This is a genomic window from Pseudomonas morbosilactucae, from assembly GCF_023241665.1.
GTDB classification, from domain to species: domain Bacteria; phylum Pseudomonadota; class Gammaproteobacteria; order Pseudomonadales; family Pseudomonadaceae; genus Aquipseudomonas; species Aquipseudomonas morbosilactucae.
This window is the reverse complement of sequence record NZ_JALQCX010000010.1, coordinates 147895-173988: the sequence shown is the minus strand read 5'-3', so window position 1 is coordinate 173988 and position 26094 is coordinate 147895. Positions and strand designations below refer to the sequence as shown.

At 64.2% G+C, this 26094-nt stretch carries 16 protein-coding genes and 6 pseudogenes; 9 read left to right on the top strand and 13 right to left on the bottom strand.

The genetic code is table 11. The features are described 5' to 3' along the window. Positions 1-1479: sigma-54-dependent Fis family transcriptional regulator (locus M1B35_RS06585; RefSeq protein WP_268261533.1), on the top strand; the 1479-nt coding region annotated here is incomplete at its 5' end. Positions 1480-1506: 27 nt separating this feature from the next. Here the strand turns inward: M1B35_RS06585 and M1B35_RS06580 are convergent. The 7 genes and pseudogenes from M1B35_RS06580 to M1B35_RS06550 all read right to left on the bottom strand — a co-directional run bounded on the left by M1B35_RS06580 (position 1507) and on the right by M1B35_RS06550 (position 8089). Then, a pseudogene (locus M1B35_RS06580) lies at positions 1507-2738 on the bottom strand (Zn-dependent hydrolase). Beyond that, positions 2735-3226: an L-2-amino-thiazoline-4-carboxylic acid hydrolase gene (locus M1B35_RS06575; RefSeq protein WP_268261532.1), complete on the bottom strand. Its 492-nt coding sequence runs from the start codon at positions 3224-3226 to the stop codon at positions 2735-2737. The pseudogene M1B35_RS06580 and the gene M1B35_RS06575 overlap by 4 nt, the downstream one beginning before the upstream one ends. A 77-nt stretch (positions 3227-3303) precedes the next feature. Continuing rightward, positions 3304-4472 (bottom strand): annotated as a pseudogene (locus M1B35_RS06570) (branched-chain amino acid ABC transporter substrate-binding protein). Between the two features lie 90 nt (positions 4473-4562). Further along, positions 4563-5279, bottom strand: a complete 717-nt coding sequence (locus M1B35_RS06565) for an ABC transporter ATP-binding protein (protein ID WP_268261531.1) — start codon at positions 5277-5279, stop codon at positions 4563-4565. Beyond that, positions 5272-6045 carry an ABC transporter ATP-binding protein gene (locus M1B35_RS06560; protein ID WP_268261530.1) on the bottom strand — a complete coding sequence of 258 codons (774 nt, stop codon included), beginning with the start codon at positions 6043-6045 and terminating at the stop codon, positions 5272-5274. The genes M1B35_RS06565 and M1B35_RS06560 overlap by 8 nt, the downstream gene beginning before the upstream one ends. Continuing rightward, positions 6042-7145 carry a branched-chain amino acid ABC transporter permease gene (locus tag M1B35_RS06555; RefSeq protein WP_123333047.1) on the bottom strand — a complete coding sequence of 368 codons (1104 nt, stop codon included), beginning with the start codon at positions 7143-7145 and terminating at the stop codon, positions 6042-6044. Before M1B35_RS06555 ends, M1B35_RS06560 begins: the two co-directional genes overlap by 4 nt. Then, positions 7142-8089 (bottom strand): branched-chain amino acid ABC transporter permease, encoded by a 948-nt coding sequence (locus M1B35_RS06550; protein ID WP_123333045.1) that lies wholly within the window; start codon positions 8087-8089, stop codon positions 7142-7144. Before M1B35_RS06550 ends, M1B35_RS06555 begins: the two co-directional genes overlap by 4 nt. A 208-nt stretch (positions 8090-8297) precedes the next feature. On the opposite strand from M1B35_RS06550, the pseudogene M1B35_RS06545 reads away from it, so the two are divergent. The 3 genes and pseudogenes from M1B35_RS06545 (at position 8298) to M1B35_RS06535 (ending at position 11129) form a co-directional block, all read left to right on the top strand. Then, positions 8298-9211 (top strand): annotated as a pseudogene (locus tag M1B35_RS06545) (LysR substrate-binding domain-containing protein). 182 nt (positions 9212-9393) lie between these two features. Further along, entirely contained in the window at positions 9394-10719 is a 1326-nt protein-coding gene (locus M1B35_RS06540) for an OprD family porin (protein WP_268261529.1), read from the top strand. Between the two features lie 191 nt (positions 10720-10910). Continuing rightward, positions 10911-11129 (top strand): hypothetical protein, encoded by a 219-nt coding sequence (locus tag M1B35_RS06535; RefSeq protein ID WP_123333039.1) that lies wholly within the window; start codon positions 10911-10913, stop codon positions 11127-11129. A gap of 288 nt (positions 11130-11417) precedes the next feature. Here M1B35_RS06535 and M1B35_RS06530 read toward each other — a convergent pair whose 3' ends face one another. From M1B35_RS06530 to M1B35_RS06520, 3 genes are all read right to left on the bottom strand, one after another. After that, the gene (locus M1B35_RS06530) at positions 11418-14576 is read right to left on the bottom strand and encodes a CusA/CzcA family heavy metal efflux RND transporter (protein WP_268261528.1); all 3159 of its coding nucleotides are present in this window, start codon (positions 14574-14576) and stop codon (positions 11418-11420) included. Between the two features lie 24 nt (positions 14577-14600). Next, entirely contained in the window at positions 14601-15827 is a 1227-nt protein-coding gene (locus M1B35_RS06525) for an efflux RND transporter periplasmic adaptor subunit (protein WP_268261527.1), read from the bottom strand. A gap of 73 nt (positions 15828-15900) precedes the next feature. Continuing rightward, positions 15901-17121, bottom strand: a complete 1221-nt coding sequence (locus M1B35_RS06520) for a TolC family protein (protein ID WP_268261526.1) — start codon at positions 17119-17121, stop codon at positions 15901-15903. A gap of 544 nt (positions 17122-17665) precedes the next feature. Here M1B35_RS06520 and M1B35_RS06515 point away from each other — a divergent pair. Beyond that, complete coding sequence (locus M1B35_RS06515) at positions 17666-18340, top strand: heavy metal response regulator transcription factor (protein WP_268261525.1); 675 nt, start codon at positions 17666-17668, stop codon at positions 18338-18340. Beyond that, the gene (locus M1B35_RS06510) at positions 18337-19746 is read left to right on the top strand and encodes a heavy metal sensor histidine kinase (protein ID WP_268261524.1); all 1410 of its coding nucleotides are present in this window, start codon (positions 18337-18339) and stop codon (positions 19744-19746) included. The genes M1B35_RS06515 and M1B35_RS06510 overlap by 4 nt, the downstream gene beginning before the upstream one ends. A gap of 54 nt (positions 19747-19800) precedes the next feature. Here the strand turns inward: M1B35_RS06510 and M1B35_RS32155 are convergent. From M1B35_RS32155 to M1B35_RS06495, 3 genes and pseudogenes are all read right to left on the bottom strand, one after another. Beyond that, positions 19801-20238: pseudogene (locus tag M1B35_RS32155) on the bottom strand (methyl-accepting chemotaxis protein); the annotation flags it as partial. A 102-nt stretch (positions 20239-20340) separates the two neighbouring features. After that, a pseudogene (locus M1B35_RS32150) lies at positions 20341-21024 on the bottom strand (PAS domain-containing protein); the annotation flags it as partial. Between the two features lie 226 nt (positions 21025-21250). Next, positions 21251-22156, bottom strand: a complete 906-nt coding sequence (locus M1B35_RS06495; RefSeq protein WP_268261523.1) for a helix-turn-helix domain-containing protein — start codon at positions 22154-22156, stop codon at positions 21251-21253. Positions 22157-22308: 152 nt separating this feature from the next. Between M1B35_RS06495 and M1B35_RS06490 the strand changes: the two genes are divergently transcribed. From M1B35_RS06490 to M1B35_RS06480, 3 genes and pseudogenes are all read left to right on the top strand, one after another. Continuing rightward, the gene (locus M1B35_RS06490; RefSeq protein WP_268261522.1) at positions 22309-23667 is read left to right on the top strand and encodes a glutamine synthetase family protein; all 1359 of its coding nucleotides are present in this window, start codon (positions 22309-22311) and stop codon (positions 23665-23667) included. 39 nt (positions 23668-23706) lie between these two features. Continuing rightward, positions 23707-24796: pseudogene (locus tag M1B35_RS06485) on the top strand (polyamine ABC transporter substrate-binding protein). Beyond that, entirely contained in the window at positions 24793-26091 is a 1299-nt protein-coding gene (locus M1B35_RS06480) for an NAD(P)/FAD-dependent oxidoreductase (RefSeq protein WP_268261521.1), read from the top strand. The pseudogene M1B35_RS06485 and the gene M1B35_RS06480 overlap by 4 nt, the downstream one beginning before the upstream one ends. The last annotated feature ends 3 nt before the right edge of the window (positions 26092-26094 follow it).

Sequence of the window (26094 nt, the reverse complement as noted above, 5' to 3'; positions counted from 1 at the left end):
CACGGGCCGCTGCAGCCGTTGCAGGCCGGGCGGCGGATTCAGGAGGCCGATATCGGCACCACCGCCCCCAGCTGCACCTTGGCCGAAGGCGTGCCGATGGTGCTGATCGGCAACCAGCATTACCTCAGCGATTTCGCCCAGTTTTTCTGCGTCAGCGTGCCGATCCGCGGCCTGCACGGTGAAGTCATCGGCGCCCTGGACATCACCGGCATCGGCGACCGTCAGGCCGGGGCCGTGCTGGAGCAACTGAGCCACGCGGCCATGGCGGCGGAAAACCGTCTGTTCAACAGCCTGGGCGATTGCCGCGTGCTGTCCCTACAACACGACCCGCGCCTGCTCGGCACGCCCTTGCAAGGTTTGCTCGCGGTGGACAGCAGCGGGCGCATCCAGAATGCCAATCGGGCCGCCCAGCGCCTGCTCGGGCTGGAGCACTATCGGCCCGTGGGCCAGCGCCTGGACCACCTGTTTGAAGAAAGCAGCCAGTTGGACCTGCACCGTGCCCCGCAACAATTGACCCTCAGCGACGGCTCCCGGCTCTACGCCCAGGTGCTGGAGCAACGCCGCGACAGCCCGCCACTGGCGTTCCCGGTGGCGTCCACCTCGGCCCTGGGTGCCGACCCGCAGCTCAACCAGCAGTTGCAGCAGGCCCACAAAGCCTTCGCTGCCGGGGTGCCGATCCTGCTGCAAGGCGACACTGGTACCGGCAAAGAAGTGTTTGCCCGAGCCCTGCACGAACACTGGAACCCCCAGGCGCCCTTTGTCGCCATCAATTGCGCGGCCATCCCCGAAAGCCTGATCGAGGCCGAGCTGTTCGGTTATGAGGAAGGCACCTTTACCGGTGCCCGCAAAGGTGGGGCCCAGGGCCAACTGGAAGCCGCCCACGGCGGCACCCTCTTGCTGGACGAGATCGGCGACATGCCGGCCGCCCTGCAAACCCGCCTGCTGCGGGTGCTGCAAGAGCGCGAGATCACCCGCCTCGGCAGCAGCACCCGGCGCCCGTTACAGGTGCGGCTGATCAGCGCCACCCATTGCGACCTGCAGCAACGCCTACAGCAACAGAGCTTTCGCGAAGACCTGTATTACCGCCTCAATGGCCTGTGCGTCCGCTTGCCCAGCCTGGCCCAGCGCCAAGACCTGGGCCCCCTGATCGAACGCCTGCGCCTGCGCTACGGTGCCCCGCCCCTGGACGCCCAGGCCTTGCAGGTGCTGCTGCGCCAACCCTGGCCGGGCAACATCCGCCAACTGGAACAAACCCTGCGCCTGGCCGCCGCCCTGGCGGGCGATGAGGCGCTGATTCGTGTCGAGCATCTGCCGGCGGCCATGGGCGCCGACCTTGAGTCGCCAACACCCGGCGAGCTGCACCACAGCGTACGCCGCACCGTCGCGGCCGCGTTGGCGGCCAACGGCGGCAACATCACCGCCACCGCCAGCCAACTGGGGATTTCCCGCACCACGCTGTACAAGAAACTGCGCGGCTGAGGCGGCCGCCGGGCCTGCAACCGCTGGTTACTGCGCCTTGGCCAGCATGGCGTGCAGCAGCACATTGGCCCCGGCCTCGGACCAATGGGGGTGAATGTGCTCGGCTTCGTTATGGCTCAAGCCATCGACGCAGGGCACAAAAATCATCGCCGTCGGCGCCACCCGGTTCAGGTAGCAGGCGTCATGCCCGGCGCCGGAGATCATCGGTCGATGGCTATAGCCCAGGGCTTCGCTGGCCGCTCGCACCACCTCGACACAGTCCCTATCAAAGGCAATCGGCGCGTACTGGAAGATCTGCTGCACGCTGTGCTGCAAGCCGATCTGCCCGGCGATGGCGGCCACGGCCTCGCGCAACTGCTGGTCTTGAAGGGCCAGCACGGCTTCGTCCGGGTGACGGAATTCCACGCTGAAAAACACCCGCCCCGGCACCACATTGCGCGAGTTGGGGTGGATCTGCGCCATGCCCACCGTGGCCCGGCCTTCGGCGCCCTGCTCCAGCCCCAATCGATTGACCGCCTCCACCACCCGGGCAAACCCCAGCAAGGCGTCCAGGCGATGGTCCATGGGCGTGGTGCCGGCATGGGCGCTGCGCCCGTTCAGTTCCACTTCATACCAGCGCTGGCCCTGGGCGCCGCTGACCACGCCAATGGTCAAGCCCTGGGCTTCCAGAATCGGCCCCTGCTCGATGTGCAGCTCAAAGGCCGCATGCAGCGCCTGGCCACCTACCGCTTCGGGGCCGGCATAGCCGATCTGTTCCAGGGCCTGGCCGATGCTCACGCCCTCGGCATCGCTGCGCGACAGCCCGTAGGCCAGGTCGAAGACCCCGGCGTACACCCCGGAGGCGATCATCGCCGGAGCGAAGCGCGAACCTTCTTCGTTGGTCCAGTTGACCACTTCGATCGGCCGTTCGGTGACGATCTGCAAATCGTTCAGGGTGCGAATCACTTCCAGGCCGGCGAGTACCCCGTAGATGCCGTCGAACTTGCCACCCGCCGGCTGCGAATCACCGTGGGAACCCGTGAGCACCGGCGCCAGGTGTTCCTGCGCCCGGCACGGCGGGCAAAGATATTGCCCATGGCATCGACCCGCACCGTGCAGCCCGCGGCTTCGGCCCAGGCCACAAACAGGTCGCGACCACGCCGGTCCTCTTCCGTCAGGGCCAGCCGCGAAACGCCGCCCTTGGCCGTGGCGCCGATCTGCGCCATCTCCATCAGCGAGGCCCACAGGCGCTCGCCATTGACCCGCGCCAGGCCGCTCATGAGCGCGGTTCCTGGGGCTTGGCCCGGTAGCGGAAATCGCAGCGCGGCGCACCGCCCATGATGGTCTGGGTGCGGGTCAACTGGATGTCCGGGTTGTAGCCAACGATGAACAGCTCGTCGCGGTTGCACGACAACAGATGGCCGATCTCGCCCAGGCCCATCTCGTGGTACATCTCGGCGTAGCGGCAACGCTTGACGTCGTAGTCATAGTGCTCGGCGTCGCTGGCGATGATTTCCACCTTCAGCGCGTCGTCCGCTTCCCAGAGCACTTGCAGCTCGACAAAACTCTTGAGGTCGGCGCCCTGCTCTTCAAGGCTGGCGAAATGCTTGCCGGCCTGGATCGCGGCGTTGCCCACGGCCTCGCCAATCACCGCTGCGGCGTGGGCTTGGCCGTGTTCGCGCACCAGGATGTCGTAAATCGGTTTGATGATTTCGGCCTCGATGCGCCGCCGGGCGAGGATGCCCAGTTCACCTTGCAACTTGCTCATTGTGTGCCTCCATCAGCTCCACGGAACCGGACGGATCTGCGCCCGCCTGGTGGGTTGTTTCAGTGACGCGTGCTGGCTTATTGCGCCGCGCCGCCCGCCACGCTGACCGGCTGCCATTGATTGGCCTTGACCTGGTACACGGTGAACGACGGGTTCTTCAGGTTGCCCTGGGCGTCGAAGGCGATGGTGCCGGTGACGCCCGGGTAGTTGATGGCGCGCAGCACCGGCAGGTACTGGCGCGGGTCGGTGGAATCGGCTTTTTCAATGGCCGCGATCAGCACCCCGACGCCGTCATAGGCAAACGGCGCGTGCAGTTCAATGGAGGTCTTGAAGCGCTGCTGATAGGCCTGCTCGAAGGCTTTGCCACCCGGCATCTGCGCCACGGCCAGGCCCGGTTCCAGGGCGATCACCCCTTCGCCATCGTTCTTCACCAATTGCAGGAACGTCTGGCTGACAAAACCGCCGGCGCCCATCAGCGGGGCCTTGATGCCCAACTGCTTGATGCGGCGGGCCAATGGCGCGGCCTGGGAATCGACGCCGCCAAAGAAGATCAGGTCCGGGTTCTGGCTGCGGATATTGGTCAACACCGCGCTGAAGTCGATGGTCTTGTCGTCCACGTATTCGCGCGCCACCACCTGGGCGCCACCGGCTTCGATGGCTTTGGCGAACTGGTCGCCAGGCCCTGGCCAAAGGCGGTGCGGTCGTCGATCACGGCGATGCGCTTGGCCTTGAGGGTCTGCAAGGCGTAGCGGCCGGCGACCTGACCGCCGTCATCGTCGTGGCCCATGATCCGGAAGCTGGTGTCGAAACCTTGCTGGGTGTACGCGTGGCCGGTGGCCACCGGCGCCACCTGGGCAATGCCAGCGTCGTGGTAGACCCGGGCGGCGGGAATGCTGGTGCCGGTGTTCCAGTGGCCGACCACGCCCACCACTTCGGCGTCCACCAGGCGCTGGGCCACGGCCACCGCGGTGCGCGGGTCGGACTGGTCGTCTTCGGAGAGCAGCTTGTAGGTCACCGCTTCGCCATGGATTTTCGGCTGGCGGGCGTTGGCCTGGTCGATGGCCAGTTGTGCGCCGTTTTCCAGGTCTTTGCCGATCCGTGCCGAGGGTCCGGTCAAGGGGCCGGCCAGGCCGATCAATACGGTCTGGTCGGCCTGTGCCAGGGCACTGGCCAGGCTGCTCAGGGCCAGGCCGAACAAGGCGGCGCGTTTGAAGGACACTGATTTTTTGGAGGCTGCAATTTTCATGGGTCTTTCCTTAACAGGCAGGCCTCACATGGCCTGCACGGGCTTGTCGGAACACGCCGGGCGTCCGGTAGCGTCGGTCGGTGATGCAATTCATTCGCCGAGGTAGGCGGCGCGCACCTCGGGGTCGTCGAGCAAATCCTGGGAAACGCCACTCAGGCTGATGCGGCCGGTGTCCATCACGTAGGCGCGGTCGGTGACCTGCAGGGCCAGGCGGGCGTTCTGCTCCACCAGCAGCAGGGTCATGCCCTGGCGGCAGACGTCATCGATCACCTGGAACAGCGTCTCCACCATGATCGGCGCCAGGCCCATGGACGGCTCGTCCAGCACCAGCAGGCGCGGCCGCGACAACAGTGCCCGGGCCAGGGCGAGCATTTGCTGCTCGCCGCCGGACAGCAGTCCCGCCGATTGCTGCAAGCGCTCTTCCAGGCGCGGGAAGTGTTCGAACAGTTGGCGAATCTCCGCCTGCACCTGGGCCTTGTCGCGGCGCAGGTAGGCCCCGGCCTGGAGGTTCTCCAGCACGCTCATGCGGGCAAAGATGCCGCGGCCTTCCGGGACCATGGCGATCCCGGCACGCAACAGGTCATGGGGCGCCTGGCCAAGGATCGAGCGCCCGGCGAAACGGATCTGCCCCGCAGCCGCCGGCAACAAGCCGGTCAAGGCCTTGAGGCTGGAGCTCTTGCCGGCACCATTGGCACCGATCAGGGTCACCCGCTCGCCCTCGGCAATGTGCAGGCCCACGGACTTGACCGCCTCGATGGCGCCGTATCGCACCTTGAGGCCTTCGATGTGCAGCAGTGGCTCAGGCATTGGCGCTGGCTCCCAGGTAGGCGCGGATCACCGCCGGATCGCGACGCACCTCGGCCGGCGCGCCCACGGCAATCACCTGGCCGTAATCCAGCACGCTGATGCGGTCGCACACGCCCATCACCAGCTTCACGTCGTGTTCGATCAGCAACAAGGTGTGGCCATCGCCACGGATTTTTTCCAGCAGGCCACGCAGTTGCACTTTTTCACTGGCATTCATGCCCGCCGCCGGCTCGTCCAGGGCCAGCAGGCGCGGCTGGGTGGCCAGGGCTCGGGCAATTTCCAGGCGCCGCTGGTGGCCGTAGGACAGGGAGTCGGCGCGGTAATCCGCGAACTCGGTTAAGCCCACATAGGCCAGCAACTGCTGAGCCTGCTCACGGGTACGGGCCTCCTCCTCCCGGGCCCGACGATGCCGGCTCAGGGCCGCCCACAGGCCGTTGCGGGTGCGCACATGGCGCCCGACCATGACGTTTTCCAGGGCGCTCATGGCGTTGAACAGGCGAATGTTCTGGAAGGTCCGGGCAATACCGGCCTGGGCCACCTGATGCACGGCGGTGGGCCGATAGTCCTCGCCGTCAAGTTGGAAGCGCCCGGAATCCGGGGTGTAGAGCCCGGTCATGACGTTAAAGAAGGTGGTTTTGCCGGCACCGTTGGGGCCGATCAGCCCATAGATTTCCCCCGACTGGATGCGCAGGCTGACATCCGTCAGCGCAGCGACCCCGCCGAAGCGTTTGTGCACCCGGTCGATTTGCAGCAACGGCAGGCTCATCGCAGGCCTCCAGTACGGGCCGGCCATAGCCCGGCCGGGCGATAGAGCATGGCCAGGATCAGTGCCAGGCCATAGAAGAGTTGGCGGATCACTTCCGGGTCCAGCAGCACCTGGCCAAACAGCGCCTGTTGCAGTGGGCCCATGCTGGCGCGCAGGGCTTCGGGCAAGGCCGCCAGCAGCACACAGCCGAGGATCACCCCGGGGATGTGCCCCATGCCGCCCAGCACCACCATGGCCAGCACGGCAATGGATTCGTTGAGGGTGAAAGACTCCGGCGAAACAAAGCCCTGGAACGAAGCGAACAAGGCCCCGCTGATGCCGCCAAACGCCGCGCCGATGGCAAAGGCCAGTAACTTCAGGCGCCGGGTATTGAGGCCCATGGCCTGGGCCGCCTCCTCGTCTTCACGCACCGCCATCCAGGCGCGGCCAATGCGTGAGTCCTGCAGGCGCATGCAGGCCAGGAGAATCAACAGCACCAAGGCGGCGAACAGGTAGTAGTACAGGTAGACCGAGGGCAGGCGCAGACCAAACAACTCTTGGGTACGCCCCAGGTTGACGCCCAGCAACTGCACGGGATCGACCTGGGCGATGCCTTTGGCGCCATTGGTCAGGTTGACCGGACGGTCGAGGTTGCGCAGCAGGATGCGGATGATCTCGCCAAAGCCCAGGGTCACGATGGCCAGGTAATCGCCCCGCAAGCGCAGGGTCGGGGCCCCCAGCAGCACGCCAAAGCCGGCCGCCAGCAGCGCCGCCAGGGGCAGGATCAGCCAGAGCGAGGTGTGCAACCCGTCCGGCAGCCAGGCCACCAGGGCCGGGAATTGGGTCAGCAGATGGGGCGACGACAACAACGCCGCCAGGTAGGCGCCCACCGCATAGAAGGCGATAAACCCCATGTCCAGCAGCCCGGCGTAGCCCACCACGATGTTCAGCCCCAGGGCCAGCATGATGTAGAGCAAGGCGAAATCCAGGGTGCGGACCCAGGTGTTGCCGCCGGCATGGCCGACGATCCACGGCGCCAGGACCAGCGCCAGGGTGAACAGCAGCAGGCCGAAATGGGCGCGCTGGCGGGAAGGTGCGCTGATTGCGCTGGAAATACTCATGCCCGGGTCGCCAGTCGTTCGCCAAGAATCCCCGAAGGACGCAACACCAGCACCGCGATCAACACGATAAAGGCGAACACATCCTGATAATTGCTGCCGAACACCCCGCCTGTGGCGGCGCCCAGGTAGCCGGTGCCCAGGGCTTCAATCAGCCCCAGCAGCAGGCCGCCGAGCATGGCGCCCTTGAGGTTGCCGATGCCGCCCAGCACCGCAGCGGTGAAGGCTTTGATCCCTGGCAGGAAACCCATGTAGAAGTGCGCGCTGCCGTAATTGCTGGCCATCATGATTCCGGCCAGGGCGGCCAAGGCACCGCCGATGGCGAAGGTGATAACGATGACGCGGTTGGGGTTGATGCCCATCAGGCTGGCCACTTGCGGGTTTTCCGCCACGGCGCGCATGGCCCGGCCAAAACGCGTGCGCTCCACCAGCAGCACCAGGGCCAGCATCACCGCCAGGGCCACACCGATGGAGGTCAAGGCCGTGGCGTGGGTAATAGCCGCATGGCCGTCGCCGCTGGGCAGCACTTCGATCGGGTCCAGGGGCAGCAATTGGGGAAACATTTGCGGGTTGCGGCTCCAGATCAGCATGGCGATGGTCTGCAACAGCAGGGACACGCCGATGCCGCTGATCAGTGGTGCCAGGCGCGGCGCCTGGCGCAGGCGGCGATAGGCCACGCGCTCGATCAGCATGGCCAGCGCCGCGCACAGGGCCATGGCGATCAAGGTAGCGAGCAGCAACACCGCCATCTCGGGTAACTGGGGAAAGGCCACCTGCAACAGGCGAATCGCCGACAGCCCCACCAGGGCGCCGACCATCAACACATCGCCGTGGGCGAAATTGATGATCCGCAAAATGCCGTAGACCATGGTGTAACCCAAGGCCACCAAGGCGTAGAGACTGCCCGACATCAAGCCGTTGAGCAGTTGCTGGATAAACACATCCATGGAAGACCATCGACCCCGCGTACAAAGGGCCGGACTGCACAAGGCGCCGGCCGGACCTGAAGAACGCGGCACACTAAGTTTTTATTCTGTTTTTATCAAATATCAGAATTTCATATGGTTATTCGAAATAATAAACAGGGCATAAATGCCTTAAATCCGGCACTTACCGCGCTTTATTTGTGTTTTTGCTTGGTGTTTAATTCAACACATGAATAATTTAGAACAGTTAGCCAATGACCCTCCCCTGCGTGCCGTGCGCACCTTCGAAGCCTTTGCCCGCCATGGCGGTGTCAATGCGGCCGCTCGCGAGCTGGATGTATCGCCTTCGGCGGTGAGTCATCAATTGCACTTGCTGGAGAGCTTTCTGCAGCAACCCCTGACCTTGCGCCAGGGCCGCAACCTGATTCTCACCGAGGAAGGCGCGAGTATTACCGCGCCATTCGCTCGGCCTTTGCGGTGCTGCGCAGCGCCACCGAGCACGTGCGGGAAAAGAGTGCCACGCGGCAAATCACCATCAGCCTGATCCCGCTGTTCGGGATCAACCTGTTTATCCCCCGGCTCGCCGAGTTCTTGCGCGACCAGCCGGAGCTGGACATCAACATCACCTACGCCAACCACCGCAGCTACCCCAGCGACGCGGCGGAACTGTCGATCCGTTTCGGCACCGGGCACTGGCCTGGCTACCACAGCGAGCCGCTGATGTCCGGCGCCGTCCGCCCCTATTGCAGCCGGGCCTTTCTGGAGCGCCACGGGCCCATCGATTCACCCCAGGCCCTGGCTGACCTGCCCCTGCTCCACGATGAAGAGCGCGGCACCTGGGGCCAATGGTTCCAGGCGGCCGACGTGCAGCACGGCGGCGCCCTCAACGGGTTGCTGCTGGAAGATGGCCAGCTGGCCCTGACTGCCACCCTCACCGGCCTCGGCTGCTCGCTGCTGCGCGAGCCCCTGGTCGCGCCCCACGTGGCCAGTGGCGAGTTGGTCAAACTGTTCGACCTGCCGGTGGACGATGGCCGCCAGTACTACCTGTGCCGTCGGGTCGGCAGCGAACTCTCGGCGGCCGGGCATGGCCTGTACGAGTGGATCAAGCAAGGGTTGCTGGCCGACACGCCGGCACCGTCGTAACCCCTCCGATCGCCCCTGCCGACAGGGGCTTTCTTGCAGAATTGTAATGAGCTGATCACCCTCGCGTTATCTCCAGGTTGCAACGATGTCGCTCGGCACCGAGGCGGGCTTTGCCCTGCCTGGGAACAATAAGACCCAAGCCGAAGACGCTGTTCCGTTCTGCCGACCTTAAGGAGCGATTGATGATCAAACACAAAAAACTCACCTTGGCCGCCCTGGCCACGCTGGTCAGTTCCGGGCCCTCCCTGGGGGTGGCGCAAGAAGCCGCCGAGGGCTTTATCGAGGGCAGCAGCCTGACCTTGCTCAACCGGAACTTTTACTTCAACCGCGATCACCGCAATGGCGAATCCAGCCCCACCGGCAATGGTTACTCGGAAGCCTGGGCCCACGGCTTGATCGGCAAGTTCGAGTCCGGTTTCACCCAGGGCAGCGTCGGCGTCGGGGTGGACGCCTTTGCCATGCTCGGGCTGAAACTCGACACCGGCGATGGCCGCAATGGCGGTCGCAGCTCATTCGACGTGCTACCGGTCAATCGCGACGGCGAAGCCCGGGATGAGTACAGCAAGGCCGGTGGCGCGGTGAAAGTCCGTGCCCTGGACACCGTGGTCAAGGTCGGGGATGTGTTCCCCGCCACGCCGGTGGTGGCCGCGGGCGATTCGCGGCTGTTGCCGGAAAGTTTTCGCGGGGTCACGGCCACCAACACCAGCATCAGCGGCCTGAGCCTCCAGGGCGGCCGTTTGCACGCCATGAGCCAGCCGGTATCGAGCAACCCACGGGACAACTTCGTGACGTTCTATGGTGGCCCGGTCAACTCGCCGTGGATCGGCTACTTCGGTGGCGACTACAGCCTTAACGACAACCTCGGGTTCAGCCTCTACAGCAGCCGTTTGAAAGACGCTTGGAACCAGTACTACGCCGGCAATACCTGGACCTACCCACTCTCTGAAGGCCTGTCGCTGTTTGGCGGCCTGAACTATTACAAGGCCGTGGACGAAGGCAAACAGTTGCTGGGAAGTTTCAATAACTCGATCTGGAGCGGCAAGGCCGGGGTCAAGTTCGGCGCCCACAGCCTAGCCCTCTCTCACCAGCGCAACAATGGCGACGATGACTTCGATTATTTGCGCCAGTCAGACTCGATCTTCCTCGACAACTCGATCCAGTACAGCGACTTCAACTCCCCCAAGGAGCGCTCATGGATGCTGCGCTATGACCTCGACATGGCCAGTTTCGGTGTGCCGGGGCTGTCGTTCATGACCCGCTATGGCCGCGGCAGTGGTGCCGACTACTCCAACGCCAACAGCGTGTACATGCGCCGTGATGCCGCCGGCAATCCGTTGACCGGCCAGCACCGCTGGGAGCGCAATATCGAGGCCAAATACGTGGTGCAGGCCGGCTCCCTCAAGGACCTGTCGTTGCGCGTGCGCCAGGCCACCACCCGGGCCACGGCGTTTGAGTCGGACCTGGACGAAGTGCGGCTGATTGTCGAATACCCCCTGAGCATGCTTTGACCCGCTGACCAACAAGAGCCGGGGCACCTGTGTGCCCCGGCTCTTTTTTTGCCTGGCGCTGAATAATGTCAGGAATGTAATAAGCCCATCATCCTCGCGTTAGTTTCGGTTTTTTATAATTGGCCGGTACTCGAAAGTTGCAGTTAGTTAAATAACTGAAACACCCTCTCCGATTAAAAGAGACTGCCCTTATGAAACTTTCCAAACTTGTTTTTGCCGGCCTTTTTATCTTCACCGCCAACACCGCCCTGGCCGAGGGTGGCAGCGAACGCGCTCAGGAATACCTGGCCCAGTTCCAACTTCGCCAGGCACAGATTCATGGCGCCGAACAGACCGCGCCCGGCATTGAAGCCACGGCCCAGGCCGAGAACGACGAGTCGATCCAGTCCGGTAACAAGTCCGAGGGTTGAGGCCTTACCGAGCTGTCGTCATTCACCTTTGGTAGCTGATTGGCTCCTTTGGAAAAAGGTGAATTTTTAGGGCGCCCTGCGGGGTGCCTTTTTTTTGCCCGGGATTTGTCGGCCGTGGTGATCGGCCAGCCCGAGCACTGCACCTAGAACTTCACGTTGCATGGCCTCAGAGCGCAGGGCCTTCACCGGCAGTACCCGCTGACCACGGCGATCAGCAAGGTGAAACCCAGGCACAAAAAAGCCCGCTGGCAGCTTCGCCAGCGGGCTTCGGGTGCAGCGGTGTCAGCCTTAATCGGCAGTCTGCGCCAGGGGCTCCTCTTCGCGTCGGTGGGCCCAGTGATACAGCGCCGGCAGGATCAACAGGGTCAGGGCCGTGGACGACAGGATGCCGCCAATCACCACGGTGGCCAGGGGCCGTTGCACTTCGGCGCCGGTGCCGGTGGCCAGGGCCATGGGCACAAAGCCCAGGGACGCCACCAGCGCGGTCATCAGTACCGGTCGCAGGCGGGTCAAGGCACCTTCATGGATCGCCACGTCCAGGCTACGCCCTTGTTCACGCAGGTTGCGGATAAAGGCAATCATCACCAGGCCGTTGAGCACCGCCACGCCGGACAGGGCAATAAAGCCGACCCCCGCGGAGATCGACAAGGGGATGTCCCGCAGCCACAGGGCCATGACCCCGCCGGTCAAGGCGAAGGGAATGCCGGTAAACACCAGCAGGCCATCCTTGAGGTTGTTGAACATCATGAACAGCAAGGCGAACACCAGCAGCAAGGCCACCGGCACCACGATCTGCAGGCGCTTGGCCGCCGATTGCAGTTGTTCGAACTGGCCGCCCCAAAGGGTCCAGTAACCGGCGGGGATCTGTACCTGACTGTCGAGGCGCTGGCTGGCCTCTTCGACGAAGGAGCCGATATCGCGCCCGCGCACGTTGGCGCTGACGATCACTAGGCGCTTGCCGTTTTCCCGGCTGACCTGATTGGGGCCCATGACCAGGTCGAGGCTGGCCACGGTGGCCAGAGGGATAAAGCCGATCTGCCCGGCGTCGCCACCGGCCAGGGCCGGCACCGGTATCAGCAGTTGCCCCAAGCCCTCGACGTCCTGGCGCATGGCCTCGGGCAGGCGCACCACCATGGCGAAGCGCCGGTCCCCTTCGTACAGGGTGCCGGCCTGGCGTCCGCCCAGGGCCACGGCGATGGTGTCTTGCACATCACCGACGTTCAGCCCGTAACGAGCCGCCTGGTCACGGTCGATATTGATGGTCAGCACCGGCAGCCCGGTGGTTTGCTCGACCTTGACCTCCGTCGCGCCGCTGACGCCCTGCAAGGTGCTGGCAATGCTCTGCGCCGTACGGTTGAGCACCGCCATGTCATCGCCAAAGACCTTGACCGCAACGTCGCTGCGCACCCCGGAAATCAGCTCGTTGAAGCGCAATTGGATAGGTTGCGACAGTTCGTAGTTGCTGCCTGGCAACTGTGCGGTGGCCTGCTGGATATCGGCCATCAGGGTTTCACGGGATTTATCCGGGTCCGGCCACTGCTCCCGGGGTTTGAGCATCACGTAGCTGTCAGAGGCATTGGGCGGCATCGGGTCGGAGGCGATTTCCGCGGTGCCGGTGCGGGCAAACACCCGCTGCACTTCCGGCACCTGTTGCAGCAGTTGCTGTTCCAGGCGCTGCTGCATGTCCACCGACTGGCTCAGGCTGGTGCCCGGCACGCGCAGGGCCTGCAAGGCAAAGTCACCTTCACTGAGGCTGGGCACAAACTCGCTGCCCATGCGCCCGGCCACGCCGAGGCTGGCGCCGATCATCAGCAATGCGCCGACAAACGCCAGGGCCCGATGGCCCATGACCCAGCCCAGCGCCGGGGCATAGCAGCGCCGCGCTGCGCCCATGACCCGCCCCTCTTCTTCCTTGACCTTGCCGGTGACAAACAGCGCCAGGGCGGCCGGCACGAAGGTTACCGACAGCAGCATGGCGCCGAGCAAGGCGATGACCACGGTGAAGGCCATGGGGTGGAACATTTTGCCCTCGACCCCGGTGAGGGCGAAGATCGGCAGGTACACCACCATGATGATCAACTGGCCAAAGATCAGCGGCCGCCGGGCTTCCCGGGCGGCGGCAAAGACTTCGTGCAGGCGTTCCGAGCGGCTGAGCATGCGCCCGTGATGCTTCTGGGCATGGGCCAGGCGGCGGATGGCGTTTTCCACGATCACCACCGCGCCGTCGACGATGATCCCGAAGTCCAGGGCACCCAGGCTCATCAGGTTGGCACTGACCTTGTTGCTGAACATGCCGGTGAAGGTGAACAACATGGACAGCGGAATGACCATGGCGGTAATCAGCGCCGCGCGGATGTTGCCCAGGAACAGGAAGAGAATGACGATCACCAGAATCGCCCCCTCCACCAGGTTTTTCTTCACCGTGGCGATGGCCTTGTCCACCAGGTGGGTACGGTCATACACCGTCACCGCCGTCACCCCGTTGGGCAGCGTGCGATTGATCTGTTCCAGCTTGTTGGCCACGGCCAGGGAGACCGTGCGGCTGTTCTCGCCAATCAGCATGAACACCGTGCCCAACACCACTTCGCGGCCGTTCTCGGTGGCGGCGCCGGTGCGCAGTTCACGGCCGATGTCGACGCTGGCAACGTTTTTCACCCGGATCGGCGTGCCGTCGACGTTGGCCATGACGATGTTGGCAATGTCCTCGGGGCTGGCCAGTTGGCCGGGGGCACGGATCAGCAGTTGCTCGCCGTTGCGCTCGATGTACCCGGCGCCGATGTTGGCGTTATTGCGTTCCAGGGCGGTGATCAGGTCGGCCAGGGTCAGCGTGTAGGCCGCCAGGCGCTTGGGATCGGGGGCAATCTGGTACTCCTTGGCAAAACCGCCAATGGTGTTGATCTCCGCGACCCCGGGCACGTTGCGCAATTGCGGCTTGATGATCCAGTCCTGGATCTCCCGCAGGTCCGTGGCGCTGTAGGGCTGGCCGTTATCCTTGAGGGCGCCGTCGCTGGCTTCCACGGTCCAGAGGAAGATTTCCCCCAGCCCGGTGGAAATCGGCCCCAGGCTGGGCTCGATCCCGGGCGGCAATTGCGACTTGGCGCTCTGCAACCGTTCATTGACCAACTGGCGGGCGAAGAACAGGTCGGTGCCTTCCTTGAAGATCACCGTCACCTGGGACAATCCGGAACGCGACAGTGAGCGGGTCTGCTCCAGCGCCGGCAGGCCGGCCATGGCGGTCTCGATCGCAAAGGTGATGCGTTGCTCGGTTTCCAGGGGTGAGAAACCGGCGGCGCCGGTGTTGATCTGCACCTGGACGTTGGTGATGTCGGGCACGGCATCGATCGGCAGCTTCTGGTAGCTGGCGATCCCCAGCCCGGCCATCAGCAACACCGCCAGCAGCACAATGATGCGCTGCTCGATGGCAAATTGAATCAATCGTTCGAACATGAGGGACGTCTCGCGAAGGGCACATCAATGGGCGTGTTGGGCCGAGGCTTTGCCCAGTTCCGACTTGAGGATGAAGCTGCCGGCGCTGGCGATTTGGGTGCCGGCCGGCAAGCCCTGGGTGATTTCCACCAGGCCGTCGGCGCGGCGCCCGGTCTGCACCGGCGTGGCGCGAAACCCCTCGGCGCTGCGCACGAACACCGTGGGTCGGTCCTCGACGCTGTGCAGCGCCGCTTCGGGCACGCTGACCGCGACCTGCTGGCGGTCGATGGCCACCTTGACGCTAACGAACAGGCCGGGACGCCACGCACCCTGGGGGTTGTCCAGGGCCACGCGGACGGTGGCCGCGCGGGTCTGCTCGCCGAGCAAGCTGCCGACGTAGGCCACACTGCCACTGGCTTCGCTATTCAGTTCGGTGGCGCTGACGGTGACCGCCCTGCCCACCCGAACCTGCTCCAGGTCCTTGGGCGCTACACCAAAAGTCACCCAGACCCGTGACAGGTCGGACAAGGTAAAGGCATTGCTGCTTTCGCTGACCACCTCCCCCAGGGCCAGGTGTTTTTCCACCACCACGCCGTCGAAGGGGGCCCGTAGTTCATAGCGGTTGCCACCGCTGGCCTGGGCATTGCCACTCACGGCGCTGACTTTTTGCCGGGCATTGTCCAAGGCTATTTCCGCGTCTTGCAGGGCCTGGCGCGCCTGGAGGAAATCCTGCTCGGCGGAAATCCGCTCCTGCCATAACTGCCGCTCACGTTCATAGGTGCTGCGGGCCAATTCCAATCGGCGTTGGGCGGCCGCCTGTTCGCTGCGCTGGTCAGAGATTTGCTGGCTGGCAATCACCGCCAATACCTGGCCCTTTTTCACCCATTGGCCAAGGTCCACTCGCACCGCCTCCACCACCCCGGGCACCCGGGGCACCACATGGCTGGTGCGATCTTCGTCGAACCCCACCTGCGCGGGAAACACCAGTGAACGGCCGATTGCCTGGGGCGCGGCCGCCACCAGCTGGATGCCTGCCGCCTGGATCTGCGCCTCGCTAAGGGTCAAGAGACCCTCCTCGGCCGGCGCTTCGTCATGTTCGGCGCCGGCCTCCTCTTCGTGACCATGACCGTCTTCCGAGGTTGCCGACTGCTCGGCATGGGCCGCTCCGGCGGGACTGCCCAGCCAACTGCTGGCGCCGAAAGCGCCCAAGCCGCCCAAGCCGATGCCCAAGGCCAGAACCCAGGCCCGGGACAGAATCTGTGTGTTATTCATGAAAACCCCCTAAGCCACGCCTGCCCTGTTCAGGGAGGGCGCGGCGAGCACAAAAAAATCGGTTAGAAGCCGCTCAAGGCAGGCGCCCGGGTAGGCCCAAGTCGCCGAAAATCCGTTCGATACGCACCCAGGCTTCGGTGTTGTCAGCGATGGCTTGCAGGTACTGGCCACGGGCACCGATCAAGGTGCGCTGGGCGTCCAGAACGTCGAGAAAGTTGAACTTGCCCATTTCAAAGCCCCGGGTGGCGGTGTCCACGGCGCTTTGCGCGGCCGGCAGGATGCGTTGCTGGAACGCGCTGACTTCGGCCTCGGCGGCTTGCCACTGTTGCAGGGCGTTTTGCACCTCGCTGCGTACCCGCAGGGCGGTGGCATTGCGTTGGTCCCGGGCTTGGTCCGCGCGGCGAGCGGCGGCCAGCACGTTGCCCTGGTTGCGGTTGAACAGCGGGAGCGGCATGGACACGCCCACGACGTTGACGCGCTCGCGCTCCAGTTCGCTGTATTGGCTGCCTAGGCTCAGGGTCAGGTCGGGGATGCGCTGGGCCTTTTCCAGGCCCAGGGACGCTTCGCGCTGGTCGATGCGCAGCACCGCCAAGCGCAGTTCGGCGGTGTCGTCGATCCGTTGCAGCAGCGATGCCTCGGACGGCACCGTCGGCAGCGACCCCGCGGACTCTTGCACACGGTTGAAGCCGGGCCGGGCCGACCCGGTGACTGTCGCCAGTTGCAGATAGGCGTTGGCGGCATCGCGTTCGGCCCGCTGCAACTCCAGGCGCACCTGGGCGTGCTGTACCTGGGCCCGGGTGCCCTCCACCGGTGAAGACTTGCCGGCGCGAATCTGCCCGTCGGCCACCTGCAGTCCGCGCTCGGCGAGCGCCAGGGACTGGCGGGCCAGGGCCACCCGCTGCTGGGCCGTGGATGCGCTGTAAAACGCCAGGAGCACCTCGGCGCGCAGGGCGTTGCGCTGTTGCTCCCACTCGATCGCGGCAATCTCCTGGGCGCGGCTGGCCACCTCGATTCGCGCCCCGCGCTTGCCGCCCAACTCCAGGGGCTGGCTGAAGGTCAGGGTGGTGGTCCGGGAGTTGCGCCGGGTGTCCTCGGCCTCCCAGCTCAGCTCGGGGTTGGGGCGTAACCCGGCCTGTTGCCGGTCGCCCTCGGCAATTCCCCGCTCCCATTGCGCCGCCGCCAGTTCGGGGTTGTGGGCAAAGGCCGCCGCCAGGGCCTGGTCCACGGTCAGCGCGGCATCGCCGGGGTCGGCGCTGGCGCTGGCGCTGCCCAGCAGCAGGCTCCACGCAGCCATGCCGAACAAGGCGCCGGTTAATTTCGAAACAATCACTAACGGCTTATATCGAGGCAATTTCAAACTTCCTGTGGTGCTCAGACTTCTGTGGCGTGAATGTAGAAGTCGGCACTTATCAGCAAGGTGACTGCACTATTACAAATCCGTAATCCACCGTCAGGAACAGGGGTTGTGGATTAATATCCGCCCAACTAAGGGACTTCAACCCATTAATTGGCAATATGTAGAAACATATACAGGGCAGATATCCGCCCGGCAGCACTTGTCGTCTCAGGGCATCCATGCAGCGCTTTGAACGAGCCTGAAAGGCTGCGGCGAATTGTCACAAGACATTGATTTATCGGCACTTAAATCACGTCACCGATTGACCCTGTAGCGACTATAGGCTTTAGCCTGCGGTGCATACCGCCTCGATGGAGTCCATCACTTAAAACCTCGAAAGATCCCTAAGTACTGTTTATCAACATCCATCGGCAGCCCACGACAATAACAACTTAGCCTTCTGCCTTATTGAATATCCCCACTCTTTAAAAGGTAAAACACCATGCGAATCCTTGTCGTTGAGGACGAGCTTAAAACTGTCGAATACTTGCATCAGGGCCTGACGGAAAGTGGTTATGTGGTGGACCGTGCCAACTCCGGCACCGACGGCCTGCACTTGGCCCGCCAGCAGATCTATGACTTGGTGATCCTCGACGTCAACCTGCCGCACATGGACGGTTGGGGGGTGCTTGAGCACCTGCGGCAAAGCAGCAACACCCGGGTGATGATGCTCACCGCCCGGGGGCGCCTGGCCGACAAGATCCGCGGCCTGGACCTGGGCGCCGACGACTACCTGGTCAAGCCCTTCGAATTTCCCGAGCTGCTGGCCCGGGTGCGCAGCCTGTTGCGACGCAGCGAACAACGGGCCGTGCCCGAGGTGCTCAAGGTCGCCGACCTGGAGCTCGACCCAGGCCGGCACCGGGCGTTTCGCGGTGCGCAGCGCATTGACCTGACCACCAAGGAATTCGCCCTGCTGCACCTGCTGATGCGCCAATCCGGCGAGGTGTTGTCGCGGACCCAGATCATCTCCCTGGTCTGGGACATGAACTTTGATTGCGACACCAACGTGGTCGAGGTCTCGATCCGGCGCCTGCGGGCCAAGATCGACGACCCTTTCGACAGCAAACTGATCCATACCCTACGCGGCGTCGGTTATGTGCTGGAGGCTCGGGAATGAAGCCTGCCAGCCTGTCGCTGCGCCTGGGCCTGACCGTCAGCCTGCTGGGCGCATTGCTGGTTGTGTTGCTGGCTGTGCTGGCGTTTTTTGCCCTGAGCCATGAGCTGGACAGCCTGTCCCGCAGCAGCCTGGAAAAGAAAATGCAGCAGGTCGAACACAGCCTGTCGCTTTACGCCAGCAGCGCCAAGATCACCTCGCAGCCGCACATGCTGCTGGATCAGGTCACCGGGCATGACAACCTGAGCCTGAGCATCCTCGACCCGCAACAGCCAGGCCGTCCCCTGCTGCAGTTCGGCAACGGTGGCAGCGACCCACGCCAGCTTTCCAGGATCGCCAGCCGGGCCACGCCCACTCCGGCTTACGCCCGGCATACCGATGAGCAAGACCGCCAGGTGCTGACCCTGTCCAAGGTCTTTGTCCTGTCCAGCGGCGCGCCACTCACGGTGCTGCTGTCGATGGATGGCAGCCACGATGAAGCTTTGCTCAGCGCCTACCTGCGCTCGACGTTGATGGCCTTGCCGTTGCTGTTGATCTTGATCGGGTTCAGCGCCTGGGCCGTGGTGCAACGCGGCCTGGCACCACTGCGGCAGTTTCGCAAGGTGGCAGCGATGATCTCGGCCCAGGACCTGGGTCATCGCCTGTCGGTGGTGCAGATGCCCCAGGAACTCAGCGAACTGGCCCAGGGCATTAACTTCATGCTGCACCGGCTCGATGATGGCGTGCAGCAGCTGTCGCAGTTCTCCGATGACCTGGCCCATGAACTGCGCTCGCCCATCACCAACCTGATGGGCAAGGCCCAGGTAACCCTGTCCCGTGAGCGCCCGCCCGAAGCGTACAAGGCGGTGCTGGAGTCGTGCATCGAGGAGTTGGAACGGGTCAATCGGATTGTCAGCGACATGCTGTTCCTGGCCCAGGTCAGCCACCCGGCGGCGCTGGTGCCATTTCGCGGCATTGCTCTGGAGGATGAGGCCTTGAAGGTGGTCGATCTGTTTTCACTGGCGGCCGAAGACCGACAGATTCGCCTGAAGGTGATCGGCAGCGGCCAGGTACAGGGGGATCGCTTGATGATCCAGCGGGCGATTTCCAACCTGCTGTCCAACGCCCTACGCCACTGCCCAACGGGCCTGGTCGTGGCCATCGAGATCGAGCAGGCGCCCGCTCAGGTCATGCTGCGGGTGAGCAACCCAGGCCCCGGCATCGAGGCGCAGCACCTGCCTCACCTGTTCGAGCGTTTCTACCGGGTGGATCACAGCCGCGCCCGGGCCCAGGGCGGCACCGGCCTGGGCCTGGCCATCGTGCGTTCGATCATGAACCTGCACCAGGGCAGCGCCGAGGTGCAGAGTTCGCCGGGCCAAGTCACGGTGTTCAGCTTGAAGTTTTCTGCACCTGACGGGCACGCCGCTTGACCATGCCGGGCAATGTGCATGCGCTTGCACACTGCCCGGCCTTCCCCTCATGGCTCAGTTCAACTGTTTGGCAAAGCGCCCTACCGCCCCCACCACTTGCCGGGCGCCTTCCTGGATTTCGACGATCACGTCCCCGGCCTGAGCAGCCAGCCCCAGGCCTTCCACGGCTTTGTCCTTGCTGTTGGCCATACCCCGCACGGCCTCGTCCACCAGCTTCTGGTTCTGCTGGACCACGGCGACAATCTCTTCGGTGGCCGAACTGGTGCGCCCGGCCAGTTGCCGGACTTCGTCGGCGACCACGGCAAAACCACGGCCCTGTTCGCCGGCGCGGGCTGCCTCGATGGCAGCGTTGAGGGCTAGCAGGTTGGTTTGCTGGGCGATGCTGCCGATGGTCTGGACGATGGAGCTGATCAACAGCGACTGCTTGCCCAGGGCTTCGATGCCTTCGGACGCGGCCTGCATTTCCTCGGCGATCTGGCTCATGGTCTGCACCGTGTCCTTGACCACCGTGGCCCCGCGTTGCGCGCTGAGGTCGGTTTTTTGCGAGATATCGAAGGCGGTGCTGGCGGCGCTGTTCACCTCTTCCTGGCGCGCCACTTCGTCACTGACCACGGTGGCGAACTTCACCACTTTGCACAGGTTGTCTTCGGTGTCGTAGACCGGGTTGTAGGTGGCTTCCAGCCAGACCACGCGGCCGGCGCTGTCGATGCGCTTGAAGCGGTCGGCAACGAATTCACCGCGGTTGAGCTTTTTCCAGAACTCGGCATAGGCCGGGCTGGCCGCTTCCTGGGGTTCGCAGAAGATGCTGTGATGTTTGCCGAGGATCTGCGGCAGGCTGTAGCCCACGGCGTTGAGGAACTGGTCGTTGGCCTTGAGGATCTTGCCGCTCAGGTCGAATTCGATCACCGCCGTGGAGCGCAACAGGGCGTTGATGAAGGACTCGTTTTCCCGGGCCTGTTCGACGCTGGCGGTGACGTCGGTGGCCAGGCATTGCACATGCAAGAGCGTGCCGTTGATGTCGCGGATGGGCTGCCAGGCCGCGCGAAACCAGGCCAGGCTGCCGTCCGCCCGCAGGTAGCGGTAGTCGTCGCTGACCGAGGTGCCGCGGGCGACGGCGTCCTGGAAGTTGCGAAAACACGGCAGGTTTTTAACGTAACCGGGCACGATGTCCATCATCGGCCGACCGATCAATTGGTCGTCGCGGTAGCCCAGGGCTTTGCTGAATAACGGGTTGAAAGCCAGGATGCGAAATTCCGTGTCGATGGTCAGTGAAATCATTTCTTCACTCAGCCCCGCCAGCAGCTGTCGCAGGGACAGGAGTTCAGCATCTTTCGCCAGCAGGTCTTTTTTCAGTCCATTGTTAAACATAAGGCACCCATTGCAGACAGTGGTGTGGGAAAGAGTCACTGCGTTGTCAGGCTATCGACACCGGTGAGCCTTAGCTTAGACCGACTATCTGAAGGTGCTGGGGCGACTGAAGCTGAACCGAAACAGCGCCTGGCACTCAGGCGCTGCGGCGCTTCAGGGTTTCGCTGGGCAGCTCTTTGAACAGCGCCCGGTAGCTGCTGGAGAAGCGCCCCAGGTGCCAGAACGACCAGTGCATGGCCACTTCGGCCACGGTGGTGTCTTCGGCATTGCGGCGCAGCAGTTCGCGGCGCGCGCCATTGAGTCGGCGCAGGCGCAGCCAGTGGGCCGGGGCCAGGCCGGTAAAGGCTTTGAAGGCACTTTGCAGCTGGCGCAGGGACACCCCGGCAACGTCGGCCAGTTGCAGCAGGTTGACGCTGTCTTCCGCCGCGTCTGCGGCCCATTCCCCAACCCGCTGCATGATCGCCCGCTCCTCGCTGCGGCGCTGCAAGGCGCCACGTTCCAGGCCCACGCAGGCACTGTCGAGCAGGTACAGGCAGTCTTCCAGCAGTTGCTGGGTCAAGGCCTCGCGGCTGGGCGGGTCGAAGGTTTGCGAGAGTTGGGTCAGGGTGCTGCTGAGCCAGCGGCCGAACAGCGCGTTCTGCTGGCCATTGAGGGGGGACATGAACAAGCCGTTGAGGCGTTCCATGCCCAGCCCCTGGCGCTGGACGAATTCAGGGCCGAACACCACCGCCACTTCCTGGTAGTTCTCGGGGGTGATCCAGATGTTGCGGCTCTCGCCATTGAGCAGGTAGAGGGCGTTGTCGCTGCGGTCGAAACAAAACGCCAAGGCGCCCTGGGGCGCGCTGAAATTCTGCTCGACCCGGGTGTTCATGCACTCCTCGTAGATCTCCACGCCTTGCAGGTCGAGGTAGCGCACCTGCCCGGCAAAATGCCCGGGGGACATCTGCTGGTATTGCTGGACCCAACCGGGTGTGGCGCGGATTTGCTCGGCCACATCGACGGTCTTGAAGGCTTGGACCTGGAACGCACTGGACGCTGTCATGGGAGACCTTACGCACTCGTTTGGTGCGTTTTGGTGCTGCTTAAAGTGGATAGATGGAACACACAAGGGTCGCCCAAGATAGTCGCCAATGCGCCGCAGGGGAAGCCTTGTCGACCTCCCCCGACGCAGCCGAACCCATTGACGAGGTCTTTATGAACGCCCCTTTCGATCAGCTTTCCTCCTGGCTGAAAGATCACAAGATTACCGAAGTAGAGTGCGTGGTCAGCGACTTGACTGGCATCGCCCGCGGCAAGATCGCCCCCACCAACAAGTTCCTCCATGAGCGCGGCATGCGCCTGCCGGAAAGTGTCTTGCTGCAAACGGTAACCGGGGATTTTGTCGACGACGACCTGTACTACGAACTGCTCGACCCGGCCGACATCGACATGATTTGCCGCCCCGACGCGGCGGGAATGTACGTGGTGCCCTGGGCCATCGAACCCACCGCCATCGTGATCCACGACACCTTCGACAAGTTCGGCAACCCGGTGGAGCTGTCGCCGCGCAACGTGCTGAAAAAAGTCCTGCAGCTGTACACCGACCAAGGCTGGCAGCCCATCGTTGCCCCGGAAATGGAGTTCTACCTGACCCAGCGCTGCGAAGATCCGGACCTGCCTCTCAAGGCCCCCCTGGGCCGTTCGGGCCGCGCCGAAAGTGGCCGGCAGTCGTTCTCCATCGACGCCGCCAACGAATTCGACCCGCTGTTCGAAGACGTCTACGACTGGTGCGAAGCCCAGGGCCTGGACCTCGACACGCTGATCCACGAAGACGGCCCGGCGCAGATGGAGATCAACTTCCGCCACGGCGACGCCCTCGACCTGGCCGACCAGATCACCGTGTTCAAGCGCACCCTGCGCGAGGCGGCGCTCAAGCACAACGTCACCGCGACCTTTATGGCCAAGCCGATTGCCGACGAGCCCGGCAGCGCCATGCACCTGCACCAGAGCGTGGTGGAGATCGGTACCGGCAAGCCGATTTTCGTCGACGCCAACGGCGAGAAAAGCCAACTGTTCCTGCACCACATCGGCGGCCTGCAGAAGTACATCCCCAAGGTGCTGCCGATGTTCGCCCCCAACGTCAACTCGTTCCGCCGCTTCCTGCCCGACACCTCGGCGCCGGTGAACGTGGAATGGGGCGAGGAAAACCGCACCGTCGGCCTGCGCGTACCCACCGCCAGCCCCGAGGCGATGCGCGTGGAAAACCGCCTGCCCGGCGCCGACGCCAACCCATACCTGGCGATTGCCGCCAGCTTGTTGTGCGGCTACCTGGGCATGATCGAAGGCATCGAGCCCAGCGCCCCGGTCGAAGGCCGCGCCTATGAACGGCGCAACCTGCGCCTGCCGATCACCATCGAGGACGCCCTGGCCCACATGGAGGACTGCCCAACCATCGAACGCTACCTGGGGCGCAAGTTCGTGCGTGGCTATGTGGCGGTCAAACGTGCCGAACATGAGAACTTCAAGCGCGTGATCAGCTCCTGGGAACGTGAGTTCCTGCTGCTCAGCGTGTAAGCACTCCATAACCTGCAAACAACCCGAAGAGGTGTCGATATGCGTCTATTCAAAGCAGTGGTTCCGGCGGCCCTGGCCGTTCTGTGCAGCGGCCTGGCCCAGGCCGCGCCCAGCGTCAGCGTGTACAACTGGACCGATTACATCGGCGAGACCACCCTCGCCGACTTCCAGGCCAAGACCGGGATCAAGGTGGTCTACGACGTCTTCGACTCCAACGAAACCCTGGAGGGCAAGTTGCTGGCCGGGCGCACCGGCTACGACGTGGTGGTGCCGTCCAACCACTTCCTGGCGCGCCAGGTCAAGGCCGGGGCCTTCCTCAAGCTGGACCGCGCGCAGTTGCCCAACTGGCAGAACCTGGACCCGAAACTCCTGGCCCTGCTGGAGAAAAAACGACCCGGGCAACCTGCACTCGGTGCCTTACCTGTGGGGCACCAACGGCATCGGCTACAACGTCGACAAGGTCAAACAGGTGCTGGGCATCGACAAGATCGACTCCTGGGCGGTGCTGTTCGAACCGGAAAACCTGAAAAAGCTCAGCCAGTGCGGGGTGTCGATGATGGACTCGCCGGACGAAGTCTTCCCGGCGGTGCTCAACTACCTGGGCCTGGACCCGCGCAGCGAGAAAACCGAGGACTATCAAAAGGCCGAGGCCAAGCTCCTGGCGATCCGCCCTTACATCACCTACTTCCACTCCTCCAAGTACGTCAGCGACCTGGCCAACGGCAATATCTGCGTGGCCTTCGGCTACTCCGGTGACGTGTTCCAGGCCGCCAACCGAGCCAAGGAAGCCAAGAATGGGGTGAACGTGGCCTACTCCATTCCCAAGGAAGGCAGCAACCTGTGGTTCGACCTGCTGGCCATTCCTGCCGACGCCGGCAACGTCAAGGAGGCCCACGCTTTCATCAACTACCTGCTGGACCCGCAAGTGATCGCCAAGGTCAGCGCCTACGTCGGCTACGCCAACCCCAACCCGGCGGCCAAACCGTTCATGGACCCTGAGCTGGTGAACAACCCCGAGGTCTATCCGCCGCAAGAGGTGCTGGACAAGCTCTACATCTCCAGCACCCCGAGCCCGGCCATCATGCGTGTGATGACCCGATCCTGGAGCAAAGTGAAGTCCAACAAATGAGCAGGCCCAACCTGGAACACGCCCGCTCCTACTACGCGGCCTCGGCCCGCTCCATGGCCGATTACCCGGCCCTGGACGGCGACCTGCAGGCCGACGTGTGTGTGGTCGGCGGTGGCTTTACCGGGGTCAACGCGGCCATTGAACTGGCCGAGCGCGGGCTTTCGGTGGTGCTGCTCGAAGGCCAGCGCATCGGCTGGGGCGCCAGCGGGCGCAACGGCGGGCAACTGATCCGTGGCATCGGCCACGACGTCAGTGGTTTTGCCCGCTACGTCGGCGAACAGGGGGTGCAGTACCTGCAACGGGCGGGGATCGATTCGGTGGCCCTGGTGGCCGAACGCATCGCCCGCTACAGCATCGACTGCGACCTGCGCTGGGGCTTTTGCGAGTTAGCCAATACCCCGGCCCAGTTCACGGCATTCAAGGCCGAGCAAGCGAGCCTGGCCGCCCTGGGTTACACCTACGACACCCACCTGGTGAACCGTGCCGACATGGCCCAGGTGGTGGGTTCTTCGGCCTACGCCGGAGGGCTGGTGGACATGGGTTCCGGCCACCTGCACCCGTTGGACCTGGTGCAGGGCGAGGCGCGGGTGGCCGCGGCGCTGGGGGTCAAGGTGTTTGAGCGCAGTCCGGTGCTGGAGCTGGTCCACGGCGAAACCGTGCAGGTGCGGTGCGCGACGGGCACGGTGCGTGCCGGCAGCCTGGTGCTGGCCTGCAACGCGCACCTGGACGATCTGGAACCGCGCCTGAGTGGCAAGGTGCTGCCGGCGGGCAGCTACATCATCGCTACTGCCCCCTTGCCCGAGGCCCTGGCCGCGCAACTGATTCCGCAGAACCTGGCGCTGTGCGACCAGAAAGTCGGCCTCGACTACTACCGGCTTTCGGCAGACCGGCGCTTGCTGTTCGGCGGCGCCTGCCACTACTCCGGGCGGGACCCGACGGACATCGCCGGTTATATGCGGCCGAAGATGCTCAAGGTGTTCCCGCAACTGGCGGACGTGGCCATCGACTACCAGTGGGGCGGCAAGATCGGCATCACCGCCAATCGTTTCCCCCAGGTCGGCCGGCTGCGCCAGTACCCCAACGTGTTTTATGCCCAGGGCTATTCCGGGCACGGCTTGAACGTGACCCACTGGAGCGCCCGGCTGCTGGCCGAAGCCATCCATGCCGGACACAGCCAGGGCCTGGATATTTTCAGCGCAGTGCCGCACATGACCTTCCCCGGCGGCCCGGCCTTGCGCGCGCCGTTGCTGGCCCTGGGCATGCTCTGGCATCGCCTGCGGGAAACCCTCGGCTAGGGC

Excerpts from the sequence above, each read along its gene's own strand:
- M1B35_RS06515 (WP_268261525.1), top strand. The coding sequence starts at position 17,666 with ATGCGAATCCTTGTCGTTGAGGACGAGCTTAAAACTGTCGAATACTTG.
- M1B35_RS06490 (WP_268261522.1), top strand. The coding sequence starts at position 22,309 with ATGAACGCCCCTTTCGATCAGCTTTCCTCCTGGCTGAAAGATCACAAG.
- M1B35_RS06535 (WP_123333039.1), top strand. The coding sequence starts at position 10,911 with ATGAAACTTTCCAAACTTGTTTTTGCCGGCCTTTTTATCTTCACCGCC.
- M1B35_RS06550 (WP_123333045.1), bottom strand. The coding sequence starts at position 8,089 with ATGGATGTGTTTATCCAGCAACTGCTCAACGGCTTGATGTCGGGCAGT.
- M1B35_RS06560 (WP_268261530.1), bottom strand. The coding sequence starts at position 6,045 with ATGAGCCTGCCGTTGCTGCAAATCGACCGGGTGCACAAACGCTTCGGC.
- M1B35_RS06530 (WP_268261528.1), bottom strand. The coding sequence starts at position 14,576 with ATGTTCGAACGATTGATTCAATTTGCCATCGAGCAGCGCATCATTGTG.
- M1B35_RS06495 (WP_268261523.1), bottom strand. The coding sequence starts at position 22,156 with ATGACAGCGTCCAGTGCGTTCCAGGTCCAAGCCTTCAAGACCGTCGAT.
- M1B35_RS06525 (WP_268261527.1), bottom strand. The coding sequence starts at position 15,827 with ATGAATAACACACAGATTCTGTCCCGGGCCTGGGTTCTGGCCTTGGGC.
- M1B35_RS06575 (WP_268261532.1), bottom strand. The coding sequence starts at position 3,226 with ATGAGCAAGTTGCAAGGTGAACTGGGCATCCTCGCCCGGCGGCGCATC.
- M1B35_RS06555 (WP_123333047.1), bottom strand. The coding sequence starts at position 7,145 with ATGAGTATTTCCAGCGCAATCAGCGCACCTTCCCGCCAGCGCGCCCAT.
- M1B35_RS06520 (WP_268261526.1), bottom strand. The coding sequence starts at position 17,121 with ATGGCTGCGTGGAGCCTGCTGCTGGGCAGCGCCAGCGCCAGCGCCGAC.
- M1B35_RS06480 (WP_268261521.1), top strand. The coding sequence starts at position 24,793 with ATGAGCAGGCCCAACCTGGAACACGCCCGCTCCTACTACGCGGCCTCG.
- M1B35_RS06540 (WP_268261529.1), top strand. The coding sequence starts at position 9,394 with ATGATCAAACACAAAAAACTCACCTTGGCCGCCCTGGCCACGCTGGTC.
- M1B35_RS06510 (WP_268261524.1), top strand. The coding sequence starts at position 18,337 with ATGAAGCCTGCCAGCCTGTCGCTGCGCCTGGGCCTGACCGTCAGCCTG.
- M1B35_RS06565 (WP_268261531.1), bottom strand. The coding sequence starts at position 5,279 with ATGCCTGAGCCACTGCTGCACATCGAAGGCCTCAAGGTGCGATACGGC.